The sequence below is a fragment of the Tenacibaculum sp. A30 genome (assembly GCF_051200845.1).
Classification (GTDB): Bacteria; Bacteroidota; Bacteroidia; order Flavobacteriales; family Flavobacteriaceae; genus Polaribacter.
The window spans coordinates 1,717,061-1,738,664 of the sequence record NZ_CP195160.1; the positions used below are offsets into that span (position 1 = coordinate 1,717,061).

Genomic DNA, 21,604 nt, shown 5'->3' on the forward strand with positions numbered 1-21,604 from the left:
TAACGACATTTAACAAACACCAATCAATAGAAGAAAAACAAAAAATCCTGCAAAAAAGCAGGATTAGTAATTAAGTTTGAATTTTATATAAGTAATCGGTTTTCCGATTTCTAAATATTGTTTTTCGTAGAATGTTTGCGTACCCGTTACTTCTTCTGGGCTATACACGTTTTTATATACATCGTGATTAGCGTGTAAAATTTCGTGTCCTTCTCCATGTAATAAACCTAAAGTGTAACCGTGCATGAATTCACTATCGGTTTTTAAGTTGACTGTTCCTTCTGAATTTAAAATACCATGGTATTTCTTTAAAAATTCAGAATTCGTCATACGGTGCTTAGTACGCTTATACTTAATTTGTGGATCTGGGAAAGTTATCCAAATTTCAGAAACCTCATTTTCAGCAAAAATATAATCTACTAACTCTATTTGAGTTCTAATAAAAGCTACATTTTCCATGTTATTTTCTAGTGCTGTTTTAGCTCCTCGCCAAAAACGTGCTCCTTTGATATCAATACCAATAAAGTTTTTATCAGGATTCTTTTCTGCTAACGCAATGGTATATTCACCCTTACCACAACCCAATTCTAAAACTATCGGATTGTCGTTTTTAAAGAAGTCTTTCCACTTTCCTTTTTGTTGAAAGGTGTTAACTACTTCTTCACGAGTTGGCTGAATAACATTAGCGAACGTTTCATTTTCTTTGAAACGTTTTAATTTGTTTTTACTTCCCAAAGTGTATAGAAATTAGGCTCTGTCTTCAGTTCCTTCTTTTTTGAAACGTGCTGCTTCTTTCATCCAATAAGCAAATAACACTAATAGGACTAGTAAAAAGAACCAGTTTACAGCGTTAGACGTCCACCAACCTGCATCTGATTTAGCGATTGTTAAACGTAACCAATTAAACGGAGCGAATAAAAAGTCGGTAAATAAACTACCAATCCATTCAAAAATATTGCCTGCTATCATATCTTAAGTATCTTTACAGCTGCAAAAATATAAAAAGAAACAATGTTAGCCAATTTTTTCGGTAAATCTAAACCCATAAATTTTATTGTACTCCTTGTACTTTTTTTAGGGTATTTTGTTTTAAGTATTTTTTCTAAAGAATTATCATTTAACCTTCTTACAGAATTAGGATGGTTTTTAGTAGTTTTTTCTGTTTATAATTTTATCATTGCCAAAAACTTACTAACCTACGATAACTCTTTTGCTTTTCTGTTTTTTATAATACTAATTGGGTTTTTTCCTGATGTAATTAACATAAACAAAACTTTTTATGCGAATTTAACTGTACTACTCTTCTTACGAAAGGTATATAGCTTACAGTCATCTAAAAACCTGTTTCACAAATTGTTTGATGGTGGTTTATGGTTAGGTATTTCTTTTTTGATAGAACCTTATACAGCCTCGTTAATCATACTACTTTACCTATCAATTTTTCTACATCAACGGTTTACATATCAAACCTTGTTGATTCCTGTAATCGGAATTTTCGGACCTGTATTTTTATACTTTACCTATTGTTTTTGGTATGATGAAACAGAAAAGTTTACAGCTCTTTTTAACTGGAATTTGTATCCGGATTTAAGTTTTTACTCGCATCAAAAATCATTATTCCCTATTCTTTTTATTAGTTTCTTTTTAATAGCCTCTATACTTTTAAAAAGTCCTGGAGCACTTTCTGTACCTAATAAGTTTAGAAAAAACTGGATTTTAGTGCTGACACAGTTTGTTATTTCAACTATAATTTTTCTTTTAGTTGAAGATGGCTCTGGAACTGAATTTTTATATGTGTTTTTCCCAGTATCTGTTATTCTAGCTAACGGAATTGAGTTTTTTCAGAAAAAGTGGTATGCTAATGCTATTATTGTTTTGTTTTTACTTGCTTCTTTTGTTGTAAGTGCATTTATGTAAAGTTCTACAACTTTGCTCCGTAAGCTAAATCGCCTGCATCACCTAAACCTGGAACAATATACCCTTTATCGTTTAGCTTTTCATCAATATCTCCAATCCATAAAGTTGTTTCTTCAGGAACATGTTTTGCTACATACTCAACACCTTCTTCTGAACCGATTACCGATACTAAGATTATTTCTTTAGGTGTTCCGTATTTTTTAATTCCTTCGTAAACCTCAACCATTGAGCGACCTGTTGCTAACATAGGATCTACTAACAATAATGTTTTTCCGTCAATTGACGGTGCAGCAAAATATTCTACCACTATTTCAAACTCTTCATCATTATTCGGATGGTGACGATACGCCGAAATAAAGGCATTTTCTACATCATCAAGATAATTCAACATTCCGTTATGCAACGGTAATCCTGCTCTAAGAATTGAGCACAATACAATATTATTCGTTGGTAAACTTGCTTGTTTTGTACCTAAAGGAGTCGTTATTTCTTTAGTGTCGTAATTCAATTCTTTACTAAGTTCATATCCTAAAACTTCACCTATTCGTTCTATATTTCTACGAAAACGCATTGAATCTTTTTGGACTGTAACATCTCTAAGTTCTGCTAAGAATTTATTAAGAATAGAGTTTTGCTTTGCTAAATGATGAACTTTCATTGACTTAAATCTTTTAAAACTTTACAAAAGTAACAGAAAATTATTAGGATTTCACAAAGTTAGCTAACGCTTTTAACAGTTCTTCTTTTGCTTCAATATGACTCATATGACCGTTGGGTAACTCAATTAAAGTGGTTTTTGTTCTGTTCGATTCTTTTACAACAGCATCATAATTTAATATTGAATCTTGTTTACCTGCAATCATCAATCGTTTATCAATTGTTTGCAAAACTGCTTCTTTGTTTTCACGTAAACGCATTCCTTCACTCGCTGCGATATATCCTCTTACAGGAGTTTTTAACGCTTCAGCTCTTACTTTTTCTATTACTTCGGAAAATTGCTTTCGGGTTTGTTCAGCAAATAAATTACCTATCGACATTTTTACCAAGGTCTCATAATTTTCTTTTGCCATTTCATTAGCTCTAAGGCGTAACTTTTTTCTTTCTTCGCTGTCTGCTTGAGAAGTAGAATTTAGCAAACACAACCCTTTTACATTCTTCGAATATTTTTCTGCAAAAGCAAGAGCAACATACCCTCCCATTGAGTGCCCCACAAAAATAGCTCTGCGAATTTTTAATTCTTGTAACACAGCTTTTACTGCTTCTGCCATTTCAACCATCGAATGAATATACCCAATACATCCTGTTTTTCCATGCCCCAACAAATCAATACAAATCACACGGTTTCTTTTGGAGATTTCCTCTACAACAGCATTCCACATGGTATTATTTTCTAAAAAACCATGTAACAAAACAACGCTATTCCCTTTACCAGTATCTGTGTAAAAAACCGTGGTTTCCTTAAATTTTACAATCATTTTTTTAATGTATATTGGGCGCCAATTAATTTGTTAAACGATGCACAAAACTAAGGAGATATTTATAAACGGGTTTGCTTTATTTTCAATGTTTTTCGGAGCTGGAAATTTAATTTTACCTCCTCTTTTAGGTAAAAACGCAGGGAACTTGTGGATTTGGGTTACCCTTGGTTTTTTTGTTACCGCGGTATTTATTCCTATGTTAGGAATTTTAGCACATGCTAAGTTACAAGGAACCATGTACGATTTTGGCAAGAAAGTATCTCATCCTTTTAGCCTTGTTTACTGCTTTGTTATGTATGCTATTTGTCTTGCCTTACCAGCGCCCAGAACAGCATCTGTAACTCATGAAATGGCTATTGCTCCTTATTTTGAGAGCAGCTCTTTACTAACTAGTAGTATTTATTTCGGGTTGGTTTTTGTCTTTTCAATAAACCGATCGAAGGTATTAGAGTTGTTAGGAAAATTCTTAACGCCACTCATCATCTTTATTTTGTTGGCGATTATTTTTGTTGGAATTTTCACCGCTCCTGAAGCGGTATATTCATCTTCTTTTAAAATGCCTTTTGTAGATGGTTTATTAGAGGGTTATCAAACTTTTGATGCTATTGCTTCAATAGTCGTTGGTGGAGTTTTAGTGGTTTCAATGAATTTTAACACCGACAGTTCATTTGAAGAAAAAAAGGAAGTTATTACCAAAGCTGGATTCATTGCTGGTTTCGGATTGTTAATCATCTACGCAGGACTTATTTACAACGGAGTTTTATTTAGTTCTACTTTTGGTGAAGGTGCTACCAGAACAGAAATTTTAAACTCTTTAAGTTACCAAACACTTGGTAATATAGGTAGTGTTTTTTTAAGTGTTTTGGTTGCTTTAGCATGTTTTACAACAGCAGTTGGAATTATTACCGGTACAGCAGATTACTTTAAAGGAATTAATAATAATTCTCAAAAAGTTTTTATAATCACTGCTATTATTGGTTGCTTATTAGGAATTGCTATTGGACAGTTTGATGTAAAATATATCATAAACATTGCATTACCTGCATTGATGTTTATTTACCCAATAACCATCATTTTAATTATATTGAACGCACTTCCAGAAAGACACACTTCAACTACCGTGTTTAAAATTGTGGTTATTACTACCTTTTTATTTAGTATCCCAGACTTTTTAGGCTACATTATTGATGCTGAATATTTATCTGGATTTAAAAACACCATTCCGTTTGCCGAACAAAATTTAGGATGGGTTTTACCTGCGTTTTTAAGTTTTATAATCGCTAATTTGATTCAAAAGAAAAAGCCTGCTCTAACGGAGTAGTTTATTTAATTACGATTTTTGAATACCATTATCATAAACTAAAAAAAGCTCGCGATTGCGAGCTTTTTATTCTTTATCTAAGTTGAATATCTTAAAAACGATATCCTAAATTTATTCCTACTCTAGGTACAACTGCACGAGATTCCGAAGTAAATAAGTTTCTACCTAAACCTCCGTAGATATCTACCACAAAACCCCCTGAAGACACATATTTAGATCCAACCGCTACACCCAAAGCTCCATCCGTATATTCTTTGTATTGTTTAAGCGTTGTTCCTTCTACCGTAACCTCTCTTTCACCTGTGTTTATTCCCATAAAAACTTCTCCAAAATAATTCCAGTTACTACTATCGCTAAAATAATGACGGAAGAAAGGAGTGAACATTTGCTTTTCGTTGTACTTAAAATCAGCCGATCTTTTTTCAAAATTAAACAATGCTGAAATACCGATTGACGAACGTTCTGTGGTATAATATTCGTACGATAATTCTAATGTTTTAAAAGCTAAAGCGTCAAATAAATCTGCTTTAATTTCTTGCTGTGCCTGTGCAAAAGAGCTAACAAAAACGACAACTACTAAAAGTATTTTTTTCATATTAAATTTTACTGATTATTTCCTTTTTATACCTATCAAGTATAATACCGCAAACTTACACCTTTTGCTAAAATTGAAACAGCAAAGTATTGTTAAAGGTTATTAAGAACAATTGCAATTGGTATCGCATTTATTTTTTTTAGCCTTAAAGAAAAACTTTTTCACTAAAAAAATAACCGCTCCTAAAACAACTAAATATGTTAAAACTTCTTGCATTAGCTTAAAATTTGATAGGCTGCAAAAGCAGATAAGTACGCTAAAACACCCATGCTTACTAATTGAACCAATGGCCACTTCCAGCTTTTTGTTTCACGTTTTACAATTGCCAAGGTTGCCATACATTGCATTGCAAATGCATAAAACAACAATAACGACATTCCTGTAGCAAAATTGAATCGTTTTTCACCAGTATCTGGGTTGATTTCTGACTCCATTTTTTGTTTGATAGTAGTTGAATCTTCGCTGTCATCTTCAACACTATAAATTGTAGCCAGTGTACCAATAAATACTTCACGAGCAGCAAAAGAACTAATCAATCCAATTCCTATCTTCCAATCATAACCTAGCGGTTTAACAATAGGTTCAATGGTTTTTCCTGCTATTCCAATATATGAATTTTCTAACTTAGCTGAAGCTATCTTCTTTGATAATTCTTCTTCTGACAACTGCTGATTTGCTACGTTTTCAACTACATTTTTTTCTGCATTTTCAAAAGCTGACGGTCCGTGAGACGCTAAAAACCACAATACTATTGAGATTGCTAAAATGATTTTTCCTGCTCCTGAAACAAATGCTTTTGTTTTATCTAACACATCAAAAAATACATTTTTTACCGATGGTATTTTGTAGTTAGGCATTTCAACTACAAAAAGTGAATTGTTTTTAATTTTTAATGTTTTGTGTAACACATACGCTGCTATAATTGCTGCAGCAAACCCTAAAATATACAGCGCTAACAAAGTAAAACCTTGTAAACTTAAAAAACCGAACAACTTAGTATCTGGAATTATTAATGCGATTAAAATTGCATACACGGGTAATCGTGCCGAACAAGTTGTAAATGGTGTTACCAAAATGGTAATTAAACGCTCTTTCCAACTACCAATAGTACGAGTTGCCATAATTGCTGGTATTGCACAGGCAGTTCCTGAAATTAACGGAATTACACTCTTACCACTCATTCCGAATTTACGCATAATTTTATCCATTAAAAACACCACTCTACTCATATATCCTGATTCTTCAAGGATAGAAATAAATAGGAATAAAATGGCAATCTGCGGAATAAAGATTACTACTCCACCAATACCAGGAATCACTCCATCGACAAGTAAATCGGTGAACATTCCTGCTGGTAATTGTGCTTTGGTAAACTCAGCAATATCTGCAAATAAACCATCTATAAAATCCATTGGAGTAGACGCCCAATCAAAAATAGATTGGAATATCAGTAATAATAATCCGAAGAAAATTACATACCCAAATATTTTATGTGTAAAAACTCTATCGAGCTTACTTCGTACATCTGTAGCTTTTAATTTATCTACGTGATACGTTTTCTTTAAAATGTTATTTATTTGCTGATACCTATAAATTGTTTCTTTGTGTTGATGTTTTTTTTGTGTTGCTTCTTCACTTTCAAACTCCTTTATTTTCTCCTTTTCTACATCAGAAAGTAATGAAGTGTTCTTTTTGGTAAGTAACATCCACATTTCATAGGCTGTAAATTCATCACTTACTAAAGACAGCTTCTTAAAATAATTCGCATCTATTTTTTCTGCTAACTCGTTAAAGTTAGAATGCACTTGCAACGATTCATAATTGGCAATTACGCTTTTTAAATCATCAACTCCTTCATTATTTCTTGCCGACATTAACACTACTTTGGTGTGCAATTCTTTTTCTAAAGCAGGTATATCTATCGAAATTCCTTTACGTTGTAGCTGATCTGCCATGTTTAAAGCCAAAACCGTCGGAATTTCTAAATCTTGAATTTGAGAAAACAGTAATAAGTTTCGCTTTAAGTTTTCAATATCAGCAACCACAACAATCATATCTGGTTTATCATCTCGATGCGCTGTCATCAACGTTTTTAAAACGATACTTTCGTCTAAAGAAGTTGGGTTGATACTATAGGTACCTGGCAAATCAGTAATCGTTGCGCTTTTACCATTGGGTAGTTTAGAAACTCCTTGTTTTTTATCAACAGTAACTCCTGGATAGTTTCCTACCTTTTGATTTAAACCCGTAAGTTGATTGAATAATGATGTTTTTCCTGTATTCGGATTTCCGATTAATGCTACTTTAATACGATTGCTCATCGGCTATAGTTTAAGTATTGATATTTGACAAGCTGTTTCTTTTCGAATTGCTAAATGACTTCCATTTACACAGATATACAGAGGATCTTTTAACGGAGCTATTTGAAGTAATTCAACCTCTGTTCCCGGTAAACATCCCATTTCTAACAACTTTAACGGAATTTTATCTAAACATTCTTCAGATATAATTCCTTTTTCTCCGATTTGTAATGATGCAATTGTACTCAAAAAACACGTAATTTTAGCTAGCAAATATACCAAAATAGAATCATTCTAAACAATATATCAATACAATATATCATTTACTTACAATCGATTGTTCTCTTTGTTTGTTGTGTTATATTTGTGGTATGACTTTCGACAATATTATTGGGCAAGAACACATCAAAAAACACTTACAGCAATCGGCTGAAAATAATAGAATTCCGCATGCACAACTCTTTGTTGGTAAAGAAGGAAGCGGAACTTTACCCATGGCTATTGCCTATGCTCAATTCTTATTATGTAACTTCTCCGAGAATGTAGAAGCTTGCAACATTAAATGTAGCAAACTACAGCATCCTGACTTACATTTTGCTTTTCCTGTTACCACAAACGATTCGGTAAAAAAACATCCTGTTAGTAATTTGTTTTTAGAAGATTGGAGATCTTTTATCGAAAAACAACCTTACGGAAGTTTGTTTAATTGGCTACAACACATTGGCGTAGAAAACAAACAAGGACAAATTGGAGTTGATGAAGCAGAAGACATTGTAAAAAAACTACAACTAAAATCGTACGAAGGAGGTTTTAAAGTGATGATTATTTGGATGGCTGAAAAAATGAATGTTGCTGCTTCAAATAAATTATTAAAACTAATTGAAGAACCACCTAGTAAAACAGTATTTATTTTAGTTACTGAAGATGAAGGGCAAATTATAAACACAATAAAATCTCGTTGTCAAGCATTACATTTTCCTGTGTTAAGCGAAAGTGATATTGCAACCACTTTAGTGCAACTAAAAGGAATTTCAGAAAATGAAGCGATTAAAATTGCCCATCAATCTGAAGGAAATTATAACAAAGCCTTACTTCAGTTAAATAACGATTCAAACGATTTAATTTTCGAACAATGGTTTATTACTTGGATTCGTGCTGCCTTTAGAGCAAAAGGAAATGCTGCTGTTATTCAAGATTTAATTGGTTGGTCAGAAGAGATTTCAAAAACAGGTCGTGAAACACAAAAGCAGTTTTTACAATATTGTTTACAGTTTTTCAGACAAGCCTTATTACTTAATTACGGAACTCCAGATTTAGTTTTTTTAGAAACGCAATCAGCCAATTTCGAATTGTCAAAATTTGCTCCGTTTATCCATAGTGGAAATATCATGACTATTGAAAAAGAAGTAAGTGATGCGCAATACCACATTGAAAGAAACGGAAACGCTAAAATTATTTTATTAGATTTATCAATAAAACTAACACGTTTGTTGCATACTAAGGAAGAAAAACTTCAATCATAAGAATTATGAGAACACAATATTTTATTGCTGCGGTAATTTTCGGAATGTTTTTTGTTGCCTGCAAACAAGAAAAAGAACCTTTATTGAAAGATTATTTGATTGGTAATTGGGAAACTACCTATTTAAAAATAGAATATTTAACAGCCAACGAAACGGATAGCACATCTGTTTTTGAAGACGATTTTAGCAAACCAACATCAGGAAAAACACAATCTTCTTATAAAAATGATGGAACTTTTGCTGCTTGGTTCGTACAGCCTGATGGGCAAAAAGTAGGTGAAACTACCGGAAAATGGGAAACTAAAGGAGATAGTTTGTTTGTAGATTATTTATATTTAGGAAATCAAGTGCAAGCTTGGTATACAATAAAAATAGCTGAAAATGGTTTTGAAGCTGCCTCTACATACGATTGGGATAACGACGGTGATAAGGACGATACTTTATTAATGAAAACTAAAAGAATTAAACCATAAAATTGTACATTTTCAATAACATATCGCTACGGATTAGAATATTCTTGTCAATGATACTTTTAGTGTTATTGGCTTCTATTTTAATTGTTTTAGTCACAATTTACCAGTACGATGAACAAACTAAAGATTATAACATCTCAAGGTTTGAACGTAAAGAAGCATCTACAAAACAAGATATCGAAATAGAGTTAAAACGTAGAACAACGTATCCTGTAACTACTCAAAATTTAGCTAAAATATTTCAAGACAGAATTTATGACATTGCTTATGTACATAAACTTACCATTTCAATGTATGACATGGATGGTAATCTGTTAAAGTCTTCTATCCCTTATAATTTCGACAAAAAAGAAGGCAACAATCTTTCTGATGAAACCATTAGAACTCTTGCTAATAACTCCAATCATAAAATCTTAAAAAGTAGAACAGAAAAAGGAGTTACCTACCAGTCTTCTTACTCGTATATTAACGATACTCGTTTTAAACGAATTGGAATTTTAGAATTGCAAATTGCTCAAGACAACGAAGAACAACAGCACGAACTTCGCGAATTTATTTCACGCTTGTCATTGGTGTATTTATTAATGCTCATCATCGCAATTGTTTTAGCCTATTTCTTATCAACATACATTACGCGTTCTATTCAGACAATTTCAGAAAAAATTAAAGAAACACGCTTAAACAAACGCAACGAAAAAATTACGTTGAACTCTGCTAGTTCAGAAATTAACTCGTTAGTAGCTGCCTACAATAATATGATAGATCAGTTAGAAGATAGTGCTGCTAGACTTGCTAAAAGTGAACGTGAGCAAGCTTGGAGAGAAATGGCAAAACAAGTAGCGCATGAAATTAAAAATCCGCTAACTCCAATGCGTTTATCGGTGCAAAGTTTTGAAAGAAAATTTGACCCGAACGATCCAAATATAAAAGAAAAGATGTCTGAATACAGTGAAACTCTTATTCAGCAAATTGATGTGATGAGTTCTATTGCCTCTGCTTTTTCTGACTTTGCTAAAATGCCAACGCAGCGTCGTGAAAAACTAAATGTAGTAGATGTTGTTAAGCATTCACTAGATATTTTTACCGAAGATTATATAGAATATCTTCCGCAAGAAAAAGAACTTTATGCGAGTCTTGATAAAACACAATTGGTACGAATTGTAACTAATTTGGTTAAAAACTCAATACAAGCAATAAAAGAAACTGATAAAAACCCAAAAATTGAAGTAAAAGTGGCTTCGGAAGGAAACAGTGTTAAAATTACGGTTTCTGATAACGGTAAGGGAATTAGCGAAAAAAACAAAGAGCTTGTTTTCGAACCTAAATTCACCACAAAAACAAGTGGAATGGGGCTAGGTTTATCAATTATAAAAAATATTATTGAAGCGTATGACGGATCTATTTCTTTGACTTCAACCAAAGGAGTAGGAACCGTTTTTACCATAATTTTACCAAAAACATAAATAGTATCATGAATTTTGAAAATATTTTAGTTGAACAAGCTAACGGACTAGCATCTGTTACCATCAACAGACCAAAAAAATTAAACGCTTTAAACAAAGCTACAATTGAAGAATTACACAGTGCTTTTAAAGCTTTAGAAGACGATTCAGCAGTTAAAGTAATCATCATTACAGGAAGTGGTGAAAAAGCTTTTGTTGCCGGTGCAGATATTTCTGAATTTGCTCATTTTTCTATTGAAGAGGGAGGAATGTTAGCAAAAAAAGGACAGGAAACTTTATTTGATTTTGTTGAAAACCTATCTACTCCTGTTATTGCCGCTGTTAACGGTTTTGCTTTAGGTGGAGGATTAGAATTAGCAATGGCTTGTCATTTTAGAGTAGCTTCAGACAATGCTAAAATGGGCTTGCCTGAAGTATCTTTAGGGGTTATTCCTGGATATGGAGGTACACAACGCTTACCACAATTAGTAGGTAAGGGAAAAGCTATGGAATTAATCATGACAGCAGGTATGATTTCTGCTGATGAAGCAAAAGACGCTGGTTTAGTTAACCATGTAACTTCACAAGAAGAATTACTTCCTTTGGCTGAAAAAATTGCTTCTAAAATTATGCGAAATTCATCTGTAGCAATCAGTGCAGCAATTAAAGCTGTAAACGATAATTTTAAAGATGGAGTTAATGGTTTTGAAACAGAAATCACTGAGTTCGGAAATTGTTTTGGAACCGAAGATTTTAAAGAAGGAACTACTGCCTTTTTAGAAAAACGTAAACCAGATTTCCCTGGAAAATAATACGCTATATCACACAAGCAAAAAAAGCATCTAACCTAGGTTAGATGCTTTTTTTTCATTAAGGGGATTACATTAATAAATAGGGGGCTTATTAACTGAGACAAATATATATTAAATTCAATAACAGCCAAATTTTAACGTAAATTTTTTATTAAAATAACCATATTTTTACATTATTATTTAAAAAACACTAAACCTTTCCATTCCACTCATTGTAAAACTGCTGTAAAAAGTCCTCCATGTATGCGTGTCTTTGTGCTGCAATAGCTTTACCTGCTTGTGTGTTCATTTTATCTTTTAATAATAATAACTTTTCATAAAAATGATTAATAGTTGGCGCAGTAGACTTTTTATACTCCTCTTTTGTCATCTTTAAATTCGGAGGAATCTCAGGATTGTACAATTCCCTGTTTTTAAAACCCCCATAATTAAAACAACGAGCAATACCAATAGCGCCAATAGCATCTAATCGGTCTGCATCCTGAATTACATCAAGTTCAGGAGAAGTGAACTTTTGTTCAAAATTTCCTCCTTTAAAAGAAATGTTCGTAATTATTTCTTCTATATGAGTAATTATATCTTCAGGAACTTTCTGGCTTTCTAAAAATGCTCTCGCTTTTTGCGGCCCAACAGTTTCATCACCATTGTAAAATTTGCTATCCGCTATATCATGCAGCAAAGCTCCTATGGAAACCACAAATACATCTACATTTTCACCTTCTGCTATCAACAATGCGTTTTTATATACGCGTTCAATGTGAAAAAAATCATGCCCGCCCTCTGCTCCTTGCAAAGTTTCTTTTACAAACTCAATTGTGTTTTGTATTATTTGCTCTTTGTTCATCATATTCCAAAAATAAAAATCCTGCACTTGTAAGTACAGGATTTTTACATATTATTTATGTTTACTTCTTTCTAAGCAGTAACTGATGACTTTACTAAATTGTTAGCCACTAAATATTCTGCTATTTGAATTGTATTGGTCGCCGCTCCTTTACGCAAATTATCTGCAACAATCCACATATTTAAGGTATTTGGCTGAGATTCGTCTCTTCTGATTCTACCCACAAAAATCTCATCTTTATTATTTGCTAAAATAGGCATTGGATAAACGTTGTTTTGTACATCATCTTGTACAATAACTCCATCTGATTGAGCAAGTAATTCACGAACTTTCTCTAATTCAAAATCGTTTTCAAACTGAACATTCACCGATTCAGAATGTCCACCCGCTGTTGGAATTCTAACCGCTGTTGCTGTAATACTAAAAGAATCGTCTCGTAAAATCTTTTTTGGTTCTTTTACCAATTTCATTTCCTCTTTAGTGTACCCATTTTCTAAAAACACATCACAATGTGGTAATGCATTTCTTCCAATAGGGTGTGGATACGCCATTTCTCCTTCAACTCCTGCCTCTTCATTGTCTAATTGTTGAACAGCTTTTACACCCGTTCCTGAAACAGATTGGTAAGTAGAAATCACCACACGTTTCATTTGATATTCTTTATGTAATGGTGCCAATGCCATTACCAATTGAATAGTTGAACAGTTAGGATTTGCAATGATTTTATCTTCACTAGTTAGTACATCTCCGTTGATTTCTGGAACTACTAACTTCTTTGTTGGATCCATTCTCCATGCTGATGAATTATCAATTACGGTTGTACCAACCTCAGCAAATTTTGGAGCCCATTCTAACGATGTATCTCCTCCAGCAGAAAACAACGCAATATCTGGTCGCATCGTAACTGCGGTTTCTAAACCTACTACTGTATAATTTGTTCCTTGAAATTCAATTTGATTTCCTACTGAACGTTCTGACGCAACAGGAATTAATTCTGTTACTGGGAAATTACGTTCTGCTAATACTTGTAACATTACATTGCCTACCATTCCGGTAGCTCCTACTACTGCTACTCTCATCTTTTTGCTATTTGAGTATAAAAATTAATTGTTTGTATGGTACAAAGGTTTAAAAAAATTAAATTGGTTGTATCTTATTTGTATAAAAAAAAGCGTTAAAGTTTAAAATTACATCACTTTTCATTTAAAAGTCTTGTTTTAAACAGTAAAACACCTAAAAACTAGCCACTAATCATTTAGTATATATAATTACAGTTTTAAATGTTTAAGGCTCAATTACCGAGTAAAACGCAAAAAATCAGTACATTTGCACCGATTTTATGCAAAATCAATAAAATATTGTTTAACTTAAAAGGTATAGCATGCAACTGTACAACAAGTTAAGCGCAGAAGAACGCGCTAAATTAATAGACGAAGCGGGTAAAGACCGTATTACTATTTCTTTCTATCGATATTACAAGATAGAAAATCCAACCCTATTTAGAAATAAACTATTCCTAGAATGGAATGAGCTAGAAGTATTAGGAAGAACCTATGTTTCTTATGAAGGAATCAATGCTCAAATTTCTGTTCCTGCTGAAAATTTCAACGCTTTAAAAAAACAATTAGACAGTATTTCTTTTTTAGAGGGAATTCGTTTAAATGTAGCTGTTGAACACGACAATAAATCATTTTTAAAATTAAAAGTAAAGGTTCGTGATAAAATCGTAGCTGACGGATTAAATGACGACACTTTTGATGTAACTAATAAAGGAGTGCATTTATCTGCAAAAGAATTTAACGAAATGTTAGCGGATCCTAATACGGTTTGTGTAGACATGCGTAATCATTACGAAAGTGAAATTGGACATTTTGAAGGTGCTGTAACTCCAGATGTAGATACATTTAGAGATTCGTTAGATATTATTGAAGAAGACTTAAAAAACCATAAAGAAGATAAAAACCTGTTGATGTATTGTACAGGAGGAATTCGTTGCGAAAAAGCTTCTGCCTACTATAAACACAAAGGTTTTAAAAATGTTTTCCAGCTAGAAGGAGGAATTATTGAATATACCCGTCAGGTAAAAGCTGAAGGTATAGAAAATAAATTTTTAGGAAAAAACTTCGTGTTTGATCACAGACGTGCTGAAAAGATTTCTGATGATGTGATTTCTAACTGTCATCAATGTGGAAAACCTTGCGATACACATACCAACTGCGCCAACGAAGGTTGCCACTTGTTATTCATTCAATGTGATGAATGTGCTGAAAAAATGGAAAACACCTGTTCTCCTGAGTGCCAAGACATCATTCATTTATCTTACGAGGAGCAAAAAGAATTACGCAAAGGAAAACACGCGAGCAATAAAATATTCAAAAAAGGACGTTCAGAAGCTTTAAAATATAAGAAGTAATGCAAAAGATTGAATTAATGGCACCTGCTGGTAATTTCGAGTCGTTACAAGCAGCGTTAGACAATGGATGTGATTCAGTATATTTTGGTGTTGAACAATTAAATATGCGTGCTCGAGCATCTATCAACTTTACCTTAGATGATTTAGAAGAAATTTCACGTAGATGTTCTGAAAAAAATGTTCGTACCTATTTGACCTTAAACACCATTGTGTACGATCATGATTTATCTATCGTAAAAACCTTAATCAAAAGAGCCAAAGAAGCAAATATTACTGCGGTAATTGCTATGGATCAGGCTGTAATTGCAATGGCAAGAGCTGAAAATATGGAAGTTCATATTTCCACTCAAATCAACATTACCAATATCGAAACGGTGAAGTTTTATGCCATGTTTGCCGATACTGTAGTGTTGAGTAGAGAATTGAGTTTACGTCAAGTAAAAAAGATTACTGAACAGATTGAAAAAGAACAAATCAAAGGACCTTCTGGTCGCTTGTTAGAGATTGAAATTTTTGGTCACGGGGCTTTATGTATGGCTGTTTCTGGAAAATGCTACATGAGTTTACATTCACACAATTCATCTGCAAACAGAGGTGCTTGTAAACAAAATTGTCGTAAAAAGTATACCGTAATTGATCAGGAATCTGGTTTTGAAATGGAATTAGACAATGAGTACATCATGTCTCCAAAAGATTTGTGTACGATTGATTTCTTAGATCAAGTTGCAGATGCTGGAATTAAAGTGTTGAAGATTGAAGGTCGTGGTCGCGCTCCTGAATATGTTGCCAAAGTAATTAAATGTTATCGTGACGCTATTGACAGCTTACAGAACGGAACTTACGATAAAGAAAAGGTAATTAGCTGGATGCTAGAACTTGAAAAAGTGTACAATCGCGGTTTCTGGAATGGATATTACTTAGGTCAGAAATTAGGTGAGTGGAGTAAAGAACCAGGTTCACATGCTACTCAAAAGAAAGTGTACTTAGGAAAAGGAATGCACTATTTCCCTAAAGCTGAAATTGGTGAATTTAAAATAGAAGCATACGATTTAGCTGTGGGTGACACCATTTTAATTACAGGTCCTACCACAGGTGCTCAAGAAATGGAGTTAAAAAGTATGTTTGTAAACGATAAAGAAGCACAAACGGCTACCAAAGGTGATGAAGTTACTATGAAATTAGATTTCAGAATTCGCTCATCAGACAAGTTATACAAAATTGTAAAAACTGAATTTGCTAAAAACTAATGATTGTAATTACCTTACAAAGAAACAAGTGTATTGGCTGTAATTATTGCGTGGAATTAGCTCCAGCACAATTTCAAATGTCGAAAAAAGATGGGAAATCGGTTTTATTACATTCTACAGAAAAGAAAGGTTTCTTTACCATAAAATCACACGACGATAGTATTTTTGAGTCTTCACACGAAGCTAAAAAAGCGTGTCCTGTGAATATTATTGAAGTAAAACAAGTATAGTTTTTAAGAAAAGAATCAAGACTAACAAAAGCTCTCTTACGAGGGCTTTTGTTATTTTTACACAATGGACTTACAACCTCCTTTTCGTAAAATTATTCATGTGGATATGGATGCTTTTTATGCATCTGTAGAGCAATTGGATAATCCTGAACTAAGAGGAAAACCCGTTGCTGTGGGTGGTAATGAAGTGCGAGGTGTGGTTTCTGCTGCTAGTTACGAAGCTCGAAAGTTTGGAGTACGTTCTGCTATGAGTGGTGTTTTAGCAAAACAAAAATGTCCACACATCATCTTTGTACCTCCTAGATTTGATCGCTACAAAGAAATATCCTCTAAAATTAGGAAGATATTTTACGACTATACCGATTTGGTTGAACCTCTATCGTTGGACGAAGCGTACTTAGATGTTACTGAAAACAAAAAAGGGAATCCGTCAGCTAGTATGATTGCTCAAGAAATTCGTCAGCGAATTTGGGATGAATTAGAGTTACGAGCATCCGCGGGAATATCTATTAATAAATTTATTGCCAAAGTAGCTTCTGATATTAATAAACCCAATGGACAGAAAACTATAAATCCAGAAGAAGTTCTTGAATTTCTAGAACAATTACCTGTAAATAAATTTTATGGAGTAGGTAAAGTTACCGCTGCAAAAATGCACAACCTCGGCATTTTTACTGGATTAGATTTAAAACAGAAATCACTGGAAGAACTTTCTAAATTATTTGGAAAATCTGGCATACATTATTACCATATTGTTCGAGGGATTCATAATTCAGCAGTAAAACCTAATCGTATTCGAAAATCAATTGCTGCCGAAACTACTTTTCGTGAAAATTTATCTTCCGAAGTATTTATGTTAGAGCGGCTTGATAAAATTGCTGATGAACTAGAGCGTCGCATGAAAAAATCGAACACCAAAGGAAAAACAGTTACCTTAAAAATCAAATACAGCGATTTTACGCAACAAACTCGTAGTAAAACCACCAATCACTTTCTACAATTAAAAAATGAGTTCTACCCTATCGTAAAAGAGTTGTTATATCAAGATACTCTTACCAATTCTGTTCGCTTGTTAGGAATTTCTTTTAGTAATTTGAACACAGAAAAAAAAGAACCCGTTTGGGTTCAATTAAAGTTCGATTTTTAAATAATTGGTATTTTTAGTGAAACTTTCGTTCCGCTTTTGTTTCCATTTTCATCGATTACATCTGAATATTCTAATGAAAAATTATTTTTGTATTCATTAGCGAAGTTTTTCAGTCTTTCTTTAGTCAAATCAATTCCTATAGACTTTCTGTTTAGTGATTTATTATTTCTAATTTTCAACGCTGCATCTCTTCCTATCCCGTTATCAACAATGTCTATTTGAATGAATTCATCAGAAATTTTATTTACAGACAAAGTCACTTCCTTTTCACCTTTTTTAGATGATAATCCATGCCAAATCGAATTTTCTAAAAATGGTTGTAAAATTAAAGGCGGTATTTTAATTCTTTCAATATTTACACTAGGGTCAACCTTTTCTATATAATTTATCTCATTAGAAAATCGGATATTTTCAATACTCATGTATAAATTCATGGTTTTTAGCTCTTCACTAAGAGTCACCTCTTTTACTGATGAAGATTCTAAAATACTTCGAATTAACTTTGAAAACTTGTTTAAGTAGTGTACCGCATTCTTTTGTTCGTTGTTAATAACATACAACTTTATTGAATTTAAGGCATTAAAAACAAAATGTGGATTCATTTGAATTCTCAATGCTTCTTGTTCTAGTTTCAATATTTTTTTGTCGTTATTTAACAAACGTTGTCTGTACATAGAATACAACAATACCCCTAATAACGCTATAGAAACTAAGGCAATGATTAAAACATTTCTATTTCGAAGTAATTTAAGTTTAGCAATCTCATTCTCCTTTGCTAAACTTTTAATTTTATTTCTACTTACCTCATTATCATATTTATTAATAAGGTTGTTTACGTAAGAAATATTTTTGTCATTGAAAGTTTTTCGTTCTCCTTCTATTGATTTTTTATAAAAATTATATGCTTTTTTAAAATCTCCTTTTTCTTCATAAAATTCAGATAAATACAGGTTAGACTTGTTTATTCCTGAAGGAATTTTATGTTTTTTTGCTATTTCTAATGCTTTTTCGAGGTTCACTTTTGCTTTACCTAAACTATCTAATTTTAATTGGATGTATCCTAAAGTTGCAAAGATCTCTGAGGTATAATACTGATTTCCTATTTTCTCAGAAACAGGAACAACTTCATTTACATAATTATAAGCCTCTTCATATTTTCCTTGCATTAATAAAACATCACCTATACTTTGGTGACATATTACTTTTCCTAAGTCAGATTTAATTTCTAAGTTATACGCCAACGATTTTTGATAATGCTCTAACGCAGCATCTATATCTCCTAAATTTTTAAACGCAAATCCTATATTCTGATAATTTATTGCCAGCCCTCTTTTATCTCCTGTTCTACCTTGTATTAAAATAGACTTTTTAAACATTTCTAATGCTAGCTGATATTGTTTTAAGGCTAAGTAGATGTTACCGATACTGTTGTTAGAAATACTAATACTTATTTTAGTATCTATATCTGGTCGTTCAATTTTATCTGCTAGCTCTAACGCCATTTGATGATAGTTAAGAGCACTCCTAACCTTGTCTTGACGTCTGTAAACTACACCTATTTGATTAAGAGTAACAATCTCAGCATTTACATTATTTATTTTTCTTGCAAGCTCTAAAGCTTTTAAATGGTTTTCTATAGACTTATCAAAGAAGGAGTTATTTCTAAAACTTCTTCCTAATAAGTTATACGCGTAAACTTCTCCTAGCTTATAATTGTTTTTTCTGCTTTCTTTAAAGAGTAAATCGATCTCTTCGCTATCAAATCTACCTCTTTCAAAAAAACGGTACAGCTCGTAATAATTATCATTTTTTTTAATTACCGCTATATGAATGAGACTATCTTTACTTCCTCTATCATTTATAGCATAGCTAGAAAAAATTATTAAAAAAAGAAAAGGGATAATTACTAACTGCTTCATTTACAACTAAAATTTTTCTAAGAAATCTGATTTTCTCTGACGAGACACAGGAATTTTATGATTATTCTCTAACACAACATAGCCATCAGACTTTAAAAACTCTTTAATTTTATTTAGATTGATAATGTAAGAATTGTGTATTCTAAAAAAATGATCTTCAGGAAGTAACGAATCTATTTCTTTCAATTTTTTGGTGACTACAATTTTTTTATTTCCTGAAGTATGTATGGTTGAATAATTTCCATCAGATTCTACAAATAGAATTTCATCTTCAGATAAAAAAACCAGTTTTCCATCGGTGTTTATCGTAATTTTTCTTCTATTGAATTTTTTATTGAAGCTAGATAATATTTTTTCAACCTTTTCTGTATTGTTATACTTCTTATGGTGAAGTTTTATTCTACCTATGGTTTCTTCTAAATCATCTGAATCAATTGGTTTTAAAAGATAATCTATTGCTTGATTTTTTAATGCTTTAATAGCATATTCATTATATGCAGTGGTAATTATAATAGCAAAATCTTTGTTATCTAGTTTTTCTAACAACTGAAAACCATCCATCGTAGGCATTTCTATATCTAAAAAAAGGCAATCAATATCATTTTCATTAATATATTTAATTGCTTTTTCTGCTTCGGTAAATGTTTCGATAATTTCTATATCTTCATTAAAATTTGATAACTCCCAAGACAACCCTTGTATTGCTTTCGGTTCGTCATCAACTATTACAGCTCTTAACATTGTGTGTACATTTGTACCAAATGTAATAGATAATATCTTAAAAATAAAATATATAGATAACGCTTTATTTAAACCATAACTAAAGAGCTATAGTATCATAAAATAATTACCATTTACACAAAAAAACAAACCATTTATACATCTACCCCCTAAAAACATCTTTTTTCCTCTGATATTTGTAGTGTAATACACAAGGGGAATCATATTGATAAATTGGGGGATTAATCAATAATGATATTAAGTTATGAAACACCGCTTTAACGAGCGGTGTTTTTTTGTATAAATTTTAATGTTCGGTTTATATACAAAAAAAGCTCAACTATTTCTAGTTGAGCTTTTATCTTATCTAATCAGTTAGTTTCTTAAGCCTCGAATGGAGTTACAGAAACGTATGATTTGTTATCTCTTTTCTTTTGGAATTTTACAACACCATCAACTTTAGCGTGTAAAGTATGATCTTTACCCATGTAAACGTTTTCACCTGGATTGTGTTGAGTTCCTCTTTGACGAACAATAATGTTACCTGCAATTGCAGCTTGTCCTCCAAAAATCTTTACTCCTAATCGTTTCGATTCCGATTCACGACCGTTCTTCGAACTACCGACACCTTTCTTATGAGCCATCTTTGTAAGTTTTTAAAGTTAATTATTTACTTAATGCTTCAATTAATTCTGCTTTCTTTAAAGAAGTGTATCCTGAAATACCTTGCTCTTTAGCTAAAGCTTTTAATTCTGCAACAGTCATAGAACTTAAATCGTTAGATTCAGTCTTTGCTTCTGCTTTAGGAGCTTCTTTTTTAGCAGCTGCCTTAACACCAGAAGTAGCAATTCCTTCAATTTGGATTTCAGTTAAATACTGTCTGTGTCCATTTTTCTTCTTGTAACCTTTTCTTCTTTTCTTTTTGAAAACGATTACTTTATCACCTTTTAAGTGACCTAAAATCTTTGCAGTTACTCCTGCACCTTCTATAGCTGGGGCGCCAATTGTAACGTTTCCGTTCTCTTCAACAAGCATTACTTTATCAAAAGTTACTTTTGATCCTTCTGCCTCTTGTAAACGGTGTACGTATACTTTTTGGTCTTTTGCTACTTTAAACTGTTGCCCTGCTATCTCTACGATTGCGTACATACTATTTGTTTTGCGTTTATACTTTTATTCACACTTTCTTATTGAAAATGCGGGTGCAAATATACGTTTTTTAC

23 protein-coding genes are annotated in these 21,604 nt (G+C 32.4%); 10 read left to right on the plus strand and 13 right to left on the minus strand.

The window, feature by feature from the left end:
• Positions 1 to 63: 63 nt before the first annotated feature.
• Complete coding sequence (trmB, locus tag ACR9ES_RS08220) at positions 64 to 735, minus strand: tRNA (guanosine(46)-N7)-methyltransferase TrmB (RefSeq protein ID WP_435253861.1); 672 nt, start codon at positions 733 to 735, stop codon at positions 64 to 66.
• A 12-nt stretch (positions 736 to 747) separates the two neighbouring features.
• Positions 748 to 969 carry a DUF6341 family protein gene (locus ACR9ES_RS08225; protein WP_435253862.1) on the minus strand — a complete coding sequence of 74 codons (222 nt, stop codon included), beginning with the start codon at positions 967 to 969 and terminating at the stop codon, positions 748 to 750.
• A gap of 42 nt (positions 970 to 1,011) precedes the next feature.
• Between ACR9ES_RS08225 and ACR9ES_RS08230 the strand changes: the two genes are divergently transcribed.
• Positions 1,012 to 1,917 (plus strand): DUF6427 family protein, encoded by a 906-nt coding sequence (locus ACR9ES_RS08230; protein WP_435253863.1) that lies wholly within the window; start codon positions 1,012 to 1,014, stop codon positions 1,915 to 1,917.
• A gap of 4 nt (positions 1,918 to 1,921) precedes the next feature.
• Here ACR9ES_RS08230 and upp read toward each other — a convergent pair whose 3' ends face one another.
• Both upp and ACR9ES_RS08240 read right to left on the minus strand, forming a co-directional pair.
• Positions 1,922 to 2,575 (minus strand): uracil phosphoribosyltransferase, encoded by a 654-nt coding sequence (gene upp / locus ACR9ES_RS08235; protein ID WP_435253864.1) that lies wholly within the window; start codon positions 2,573 to 2,575, stop codon positions 1,922 to 1,924.
• Positions 2,576 to 2,618: 43 nt separating this feature from the next.
• Positions 2,619 to 3,392, minus strand: a complete 774-nt coding sequence (locus ACR9ES_RS08240; RefSeq protein ID WP_435253865.1) for an alpha/beta fold hydrolase — start codon at positions 3,390 to 3,392, stop codon at positions 2,619 to 2,621.
• A 40-nt stretch (positions 3,393 to 3,432) separates the two neighbouring features.
• On the opposite strand from ACR9ES_RS08240, the gene brnQ reads away from it, so the two are divergent.
• A complete protein-coding gene (gene brnQ / locus ACR9ES_RS08245; RefSeq protein WP_435253866.1) occupies positions 3,433 to 4,716 on the plus strand; it encodes a branched-chain amino acid transport system II carrier protein in 1,284 nt (427 codons plus the stop codon).
• 91 nt (positions 4,717 to 4,807) lie between these two features.
• On the opposite strand, the gene ACR9ES_RS08250 is transcribed toward brnQ, so the two are convergent.
• From ACR9ES_RS08250 to ACR9ES_RS08260, 3 genes are all read right to left on the minus strand, one after another.
• Positions 4,808 to 5,311 carry a DUF3575 domain-containing protein gene (locus ACR9ES_RS08250; RefSeq protein WP_435253867.1) on the minus strand — a complete coding sequence of 168 codons (504 nt, stop codon included), beginning with the start codon at positions 5,309 to 5,311 and terminating at the stop codon, positions 4,808 to 4,810.
• Between the two features lie 215 nt (positions 5,312 to 5,526).
• Positions 5,527 to 7,632 (minus strand): ferrous iron transport protein B, encoded by a 2,106-nt coding sequence (feoB, locus tag ACR9ES_RS08255; protein WP_435253868.1) that lies wholly within the window; start codon positions 7,630 to 7,632, stop codon positions 5,527 to 5,529.
• 3 nt (positions 7,633 to 7,635) lie between these two features.
• Positions 7,636 to 7,860, minus strand: coding sequence for a FeoA family protein (locus tag ACR9ES_RS08260; RefSeq protein ID WP_435253869.1), 225 nt, complete (start codon positions 7,858 to 7,860; stop codon positions 7,636 to 7,638).
• A gap of 122 nt (positions 7,861 to 7,982) precedes the next feature.
• Between ACR9ES_RS08260 and ACR9ES_RS08265 the strand changes: the two genes are divergently transcribed.
• The 4 genes from ACR9ES_RS08265 to ACR9ES_RS08280 are packed head-to-tail and all read left to right on the plus strand — an operon-like array spanning position 7,983 to position 11,861.
• Complete coding sequence (locus tag ACR9ES_RS08265; protein ID WP_435253870.1) at positions 7,983 to 9,134, plus strand: ATP-binding protein; 1,152 nt, start codon at positions 7,983 to 7,985, stop codon at positions 9,132 to 9,134.
• Positions 9,135 to 9,139: 5 nt separating this feature from the next.
• Positions 9,140 to 9,607 (plus strand): hypothetical protein, encoded by a 468-nt coding sequence (locus tag ACR9ES_RS08270; RefSeq protein ID WP_435253871.1) that lies wholly within the window; start codon positions 9,140 to 9,142, stop codon positions 9,605 to 9,607.
• Positions 9,608 to 9,657: 50 nt separating this feature from the next.
• Positions 9,658 to 11,070 carry a sensor histidine kinase gene (locus ACR9ES_RS08275; protein ID WP_274634222.1) on the plus strand — a complete coding sequence of 471 codons (1,413 nt, stop codon included), beginning with the start codon at positions 9,658 to 9,660 and terminating at the stop codon, positions 11,068 to 11,070.
• A gap of 8 nt (positions 11,071 to 11,078) precedes the next feature.
• The gene (locus ACR9ES_RS08280; protein WP_435253872.1) at positions 11,079 to 11,861 is read left to right on the plus strand and encodes an enoyl-CoA hydratase/isomerase family protein; all 783 of its coding nucleotides are present in this window, start codon (positions 11,079 to 11,081) and stop codon (positions 11,859 to 11,861) included.
• Between the two features lie 190 nt (positions 11,862 to 12,051).
• Here ACR9ES_RS08280 and ACR9ES_RS08285 read toward each other — a convergent pair whose 3' ends face one another.
• Entirely contained in the window at positions 12,052 to 12,705 is a 654-nt protein-coding gene (locus tag ACR9ES_RS08285) for an HD domain-containing protein (RefSeq protein WP_435255634.1), read from the minus strand.
• Positions 12,706 to 12,776: 71 nt separating this feature from the next.
• Entirely contained in the window at positions 12,777 to 13,784 is a 1,008-nt protein-coding gene (locus ACR9ES_RS08290) for an aspartate-semialdehyde dehydrogenase (RefSeq protein ID WP_435253873.1), read from the minus strand.
• Positions 13,785 to 14,086: 302 nt separating this feature from the next.
• Between ACR9ES_RS08290 and ACR9ES_RS08295 the strand changes: the two genes are divergently transcribed.
• The 4 genes from ACR9ES_RS08295 (at position 14,087) to dinB (ending at position 17,742) form a co-directional block, all read left to right on the plus strand.
• Positions 14,087 to 15,118: a rhodanese-related sulfurtransferase gene (locus tag ACR9ES_RS08295; protein ID WP_274634225.1), complete on the plus strand. Its 1,032-nt coding sequence runs from the start codon at positions 14,087 to 14,089 to the stop codon at positions 15,116 to 15,118.
• Positions 15,118 to 16,365, plus strand: coding sequence for a peptidase U32 family protein (locus tag ACR9ES_RS08300; RefSeq protein ID WP_435253874.1), 1,248 nt, complete (start codon positions 15,118 to 15,120; stop codon positions 16,363 to 16,365). The genes ACR9ES_RS08295 and ACR9ES_RS08300 overlap by 1 nt, the downstream gene beginning before the upstream one ends.
• Positions 16,365 to 16,595 carry a ferredoxin gene (locus tag ACR9ES_RS08305; protein ID WP_435253875.1) on the plus strand — a complete coding sequence of 77 codons (231 nt, stop codon included), beginning with the start codon at positions 16,365 to 16,367 and terminating at the stop codon, positions 16,593 to 16,595. The genes ACR9ES_RS08300 and ACR9ES_RS08305 overlap by 1 nt, the downstream gene beginning before the upstream one ends.
• Positions 16,596 to 16,659: 64 nt before the next feature.
• The gene (gene dinB / locus ACR9ES_RS08310) at positions 16,660 to 17,742 is read left to right on the plus strand and encodes a DNA polymerase IV (RefSeq protein WP_435253876.1); all 1,083 of its coding nucleotides are present in this window, start codon (positions 16,660 to 16,662) and stop codon (positions 17,740 to 17,742) included.
• Here the strand turns inward: dinB and ACR9ES_RS08315 are convergent.
• From ACR9ES_RS08315 to rplU, 4 genes are all read right to left on the minus strand, one after another.
• A complete protein-coding gene (locus ACR9ES_RS08315; protein WP_435253877.1) occupies positions 17,739 to 19,661 on the minus strand; it encodes a tetratricopeptide repeat-containing sensor histidine kinase in 1,923 nt (640 codons plus the stop codon). The two genes, dinB and ACR9ES_RS08315, sit on opposite strands and share 4 nt — an antisense overlap.
• 6 nt (positions 19,662 to 19,667) lie before the next feature.
• Entirely contained in the window at positions 19,668 to 20,402 is a 735-nt protein-coding gene (locus ACR9ES_RS08320; protein WP_435253878.1) for a LytR/AlgR family response regulator transcription factor, read from the minus strand.
• A 362-nt stretch (positions 20,403 to 20,764) separates the two neighbouring features.
• Positions 20,765 to 21,025, minus strand: coding sequence for a 50S ribosomal protein L27 (gene rpmA, locus ACR9ES_RS08325; protein WP_028891690.1), 261 nt, complete (start codon positions 21,023 to 21,025; stop codon positions 20,765 to 20,767).
• Between the two features lie 22 nt (positions 21,026 to 21,047).
• Positions 21,048 to 21,530, minus strand: coding sequence for a 50S ribosomal protein L21 (gene rplU / locus ACR9ES_RS08330; RefSeq protein ID WP_274634231.1), 483 nt, complete (start codon positions 21,528 to 21,530; stop codon positions 21,048 to 21,050).
• Positions 21,531 to 21,604 lie beyond the last annotated feature (74 nt).

Coding starts and splice junctions, on each gene's coding strand:
- ACR9ES_RS08225 (WP_435253862.1), bottom strand. CDS start 969: ATGATAGCAGGCAATATTTTTGAATGGATTGGTAGTTTATTTACCGAC.
- ACR9ES_RS08230 (WP_435253863.1), top strand. CDS start 1,012: ATGTTAGCCAATTTTTTCGGTAAATCTAAACCCATAAATTTTATTGTA.
- upp (WP_435253864.1), bottom strand. CDS start 2,575: ATGAAAGTTCATCATTTAGCAAAGCAAAACTCTATTCTTAATAAATTC.
- ACR9ES_RS08240 (WP_435253865.1), bottom strand. CDS start 3,392: ATGATTGTAAAATTTAAGGAAACCACGGTTTTTTACACAGATACTGGT.
- brnQ (WP_435253866.1), top strand. CDS start 3,433: ATGCACAAAACTAAGGAGATATTTATAAACGGGTTTGCTTTATTTTCA.
- ACR9ES_RS08250 (WP_435253867.1), bottom strand. CDS start 5,311: ATGAAAAAAATACTTTTAGTAGTTGTCGTTTTTGTTAGCTCTTTTGCA.
- feoB (WP_435253868.1), bottom strand. CDS start 7,632: ATGAGCAATCGTATTAAAGTAGCATTAATCGGAAATCCGAATACAGGA.
- ACR9ES_RS08265 (WP_435253870.1), top strand. CDS start 7,983: ATGACTTTCGACAATATTATTGGGCAAGAACACATCAAAAAACACTTA.
- ACR9ES_RS08270 (WP_435253871.1), top strand. CDS start 9,140: ATGAGAACACAATATTTTATTGCTGCGGTAATTTTCGGAATGTTTTTT.
- ACR9ES_RS08275 (WP_274634222.1), top strand. CDS start 9,658: ATGATACTTTTAGTGTTATTGGCTTCTATTTTAATTGTTTTAGTCACA.
- ACR9ES_RS08280 (WP_435253872.1), top strand. CDS start 11,079: ATGAATTTTGAAAATATTTTAGTTGAACAAGCTAACGGACTAGCATCT.
- ACR9ES_RS08285 (WP_435255634.1), bottom strand. CDS start 12,705: ATGAACAAAGAGCAAATAATACAAAACACAATTGAGTTTGTAAAAGAA.
- ACR9ES_RS08290 (WP_435253873.1), bottom strand. CDS start 13,784: ATGAGAGTAGCAGTAGTAGGAGCTACCGGAATGGTAGGCAATGTAATG.
- ACR9ES_RS08295 (WP_274634225.1), top strand. CDS start 14,087: ATGCAACTGTACAACAAGTTAAGCGCAGAAGAACGCGCTAAATTAATA.
- ACR9ES_RS08300 (WP_435253874.1), top strand. CDS start 15,118: ATGCAAAAGATTGAATTAATGGCACCTGCTGGTAATTTCGAGTCGTTA.
- ACR9ES_RS08305 (WP_435253875.1), top strand. CDS start 16,365: ATGATTGTAATTACCTTACAAAGAAACAAGTGTATTGGCTGTAATTAT.
- dinB (WP_435253876.1), top strand. CDS start 16,660: ATGGACTTACAACCTCCTTTTCGTAAAATTATTCATGTGGATATGGAT.
- ACR9ES_RS08315 (WP_435253877.1), bottom strand. CDS start 19,661: ATGAAGCAGTTAGTAATTATCCCTTTTCTTTTTTTAATAATTTTTTCT.
- ACR9ES_RS08320 (WP_435253878.1), bottom strand. CDS start 20,402: ATGTTAAGAGCTGTAATAGTTGATGACGAACCGAAAGCAATACAAGGG.
- rpmA (WP_028891690.1), bottom strand. CDS start 21,025: ATGGCTCATAAGAAAGGTGTCGGTAGTTCGAAGAACGGTCGTGAATCG.
- rplU (WP_274634231.1), bottom strand. CDS start 21,530: ATGTACGCAATCGTAGAGATAGCAGGGCAACAGTTTAAAGTAGCAAAA.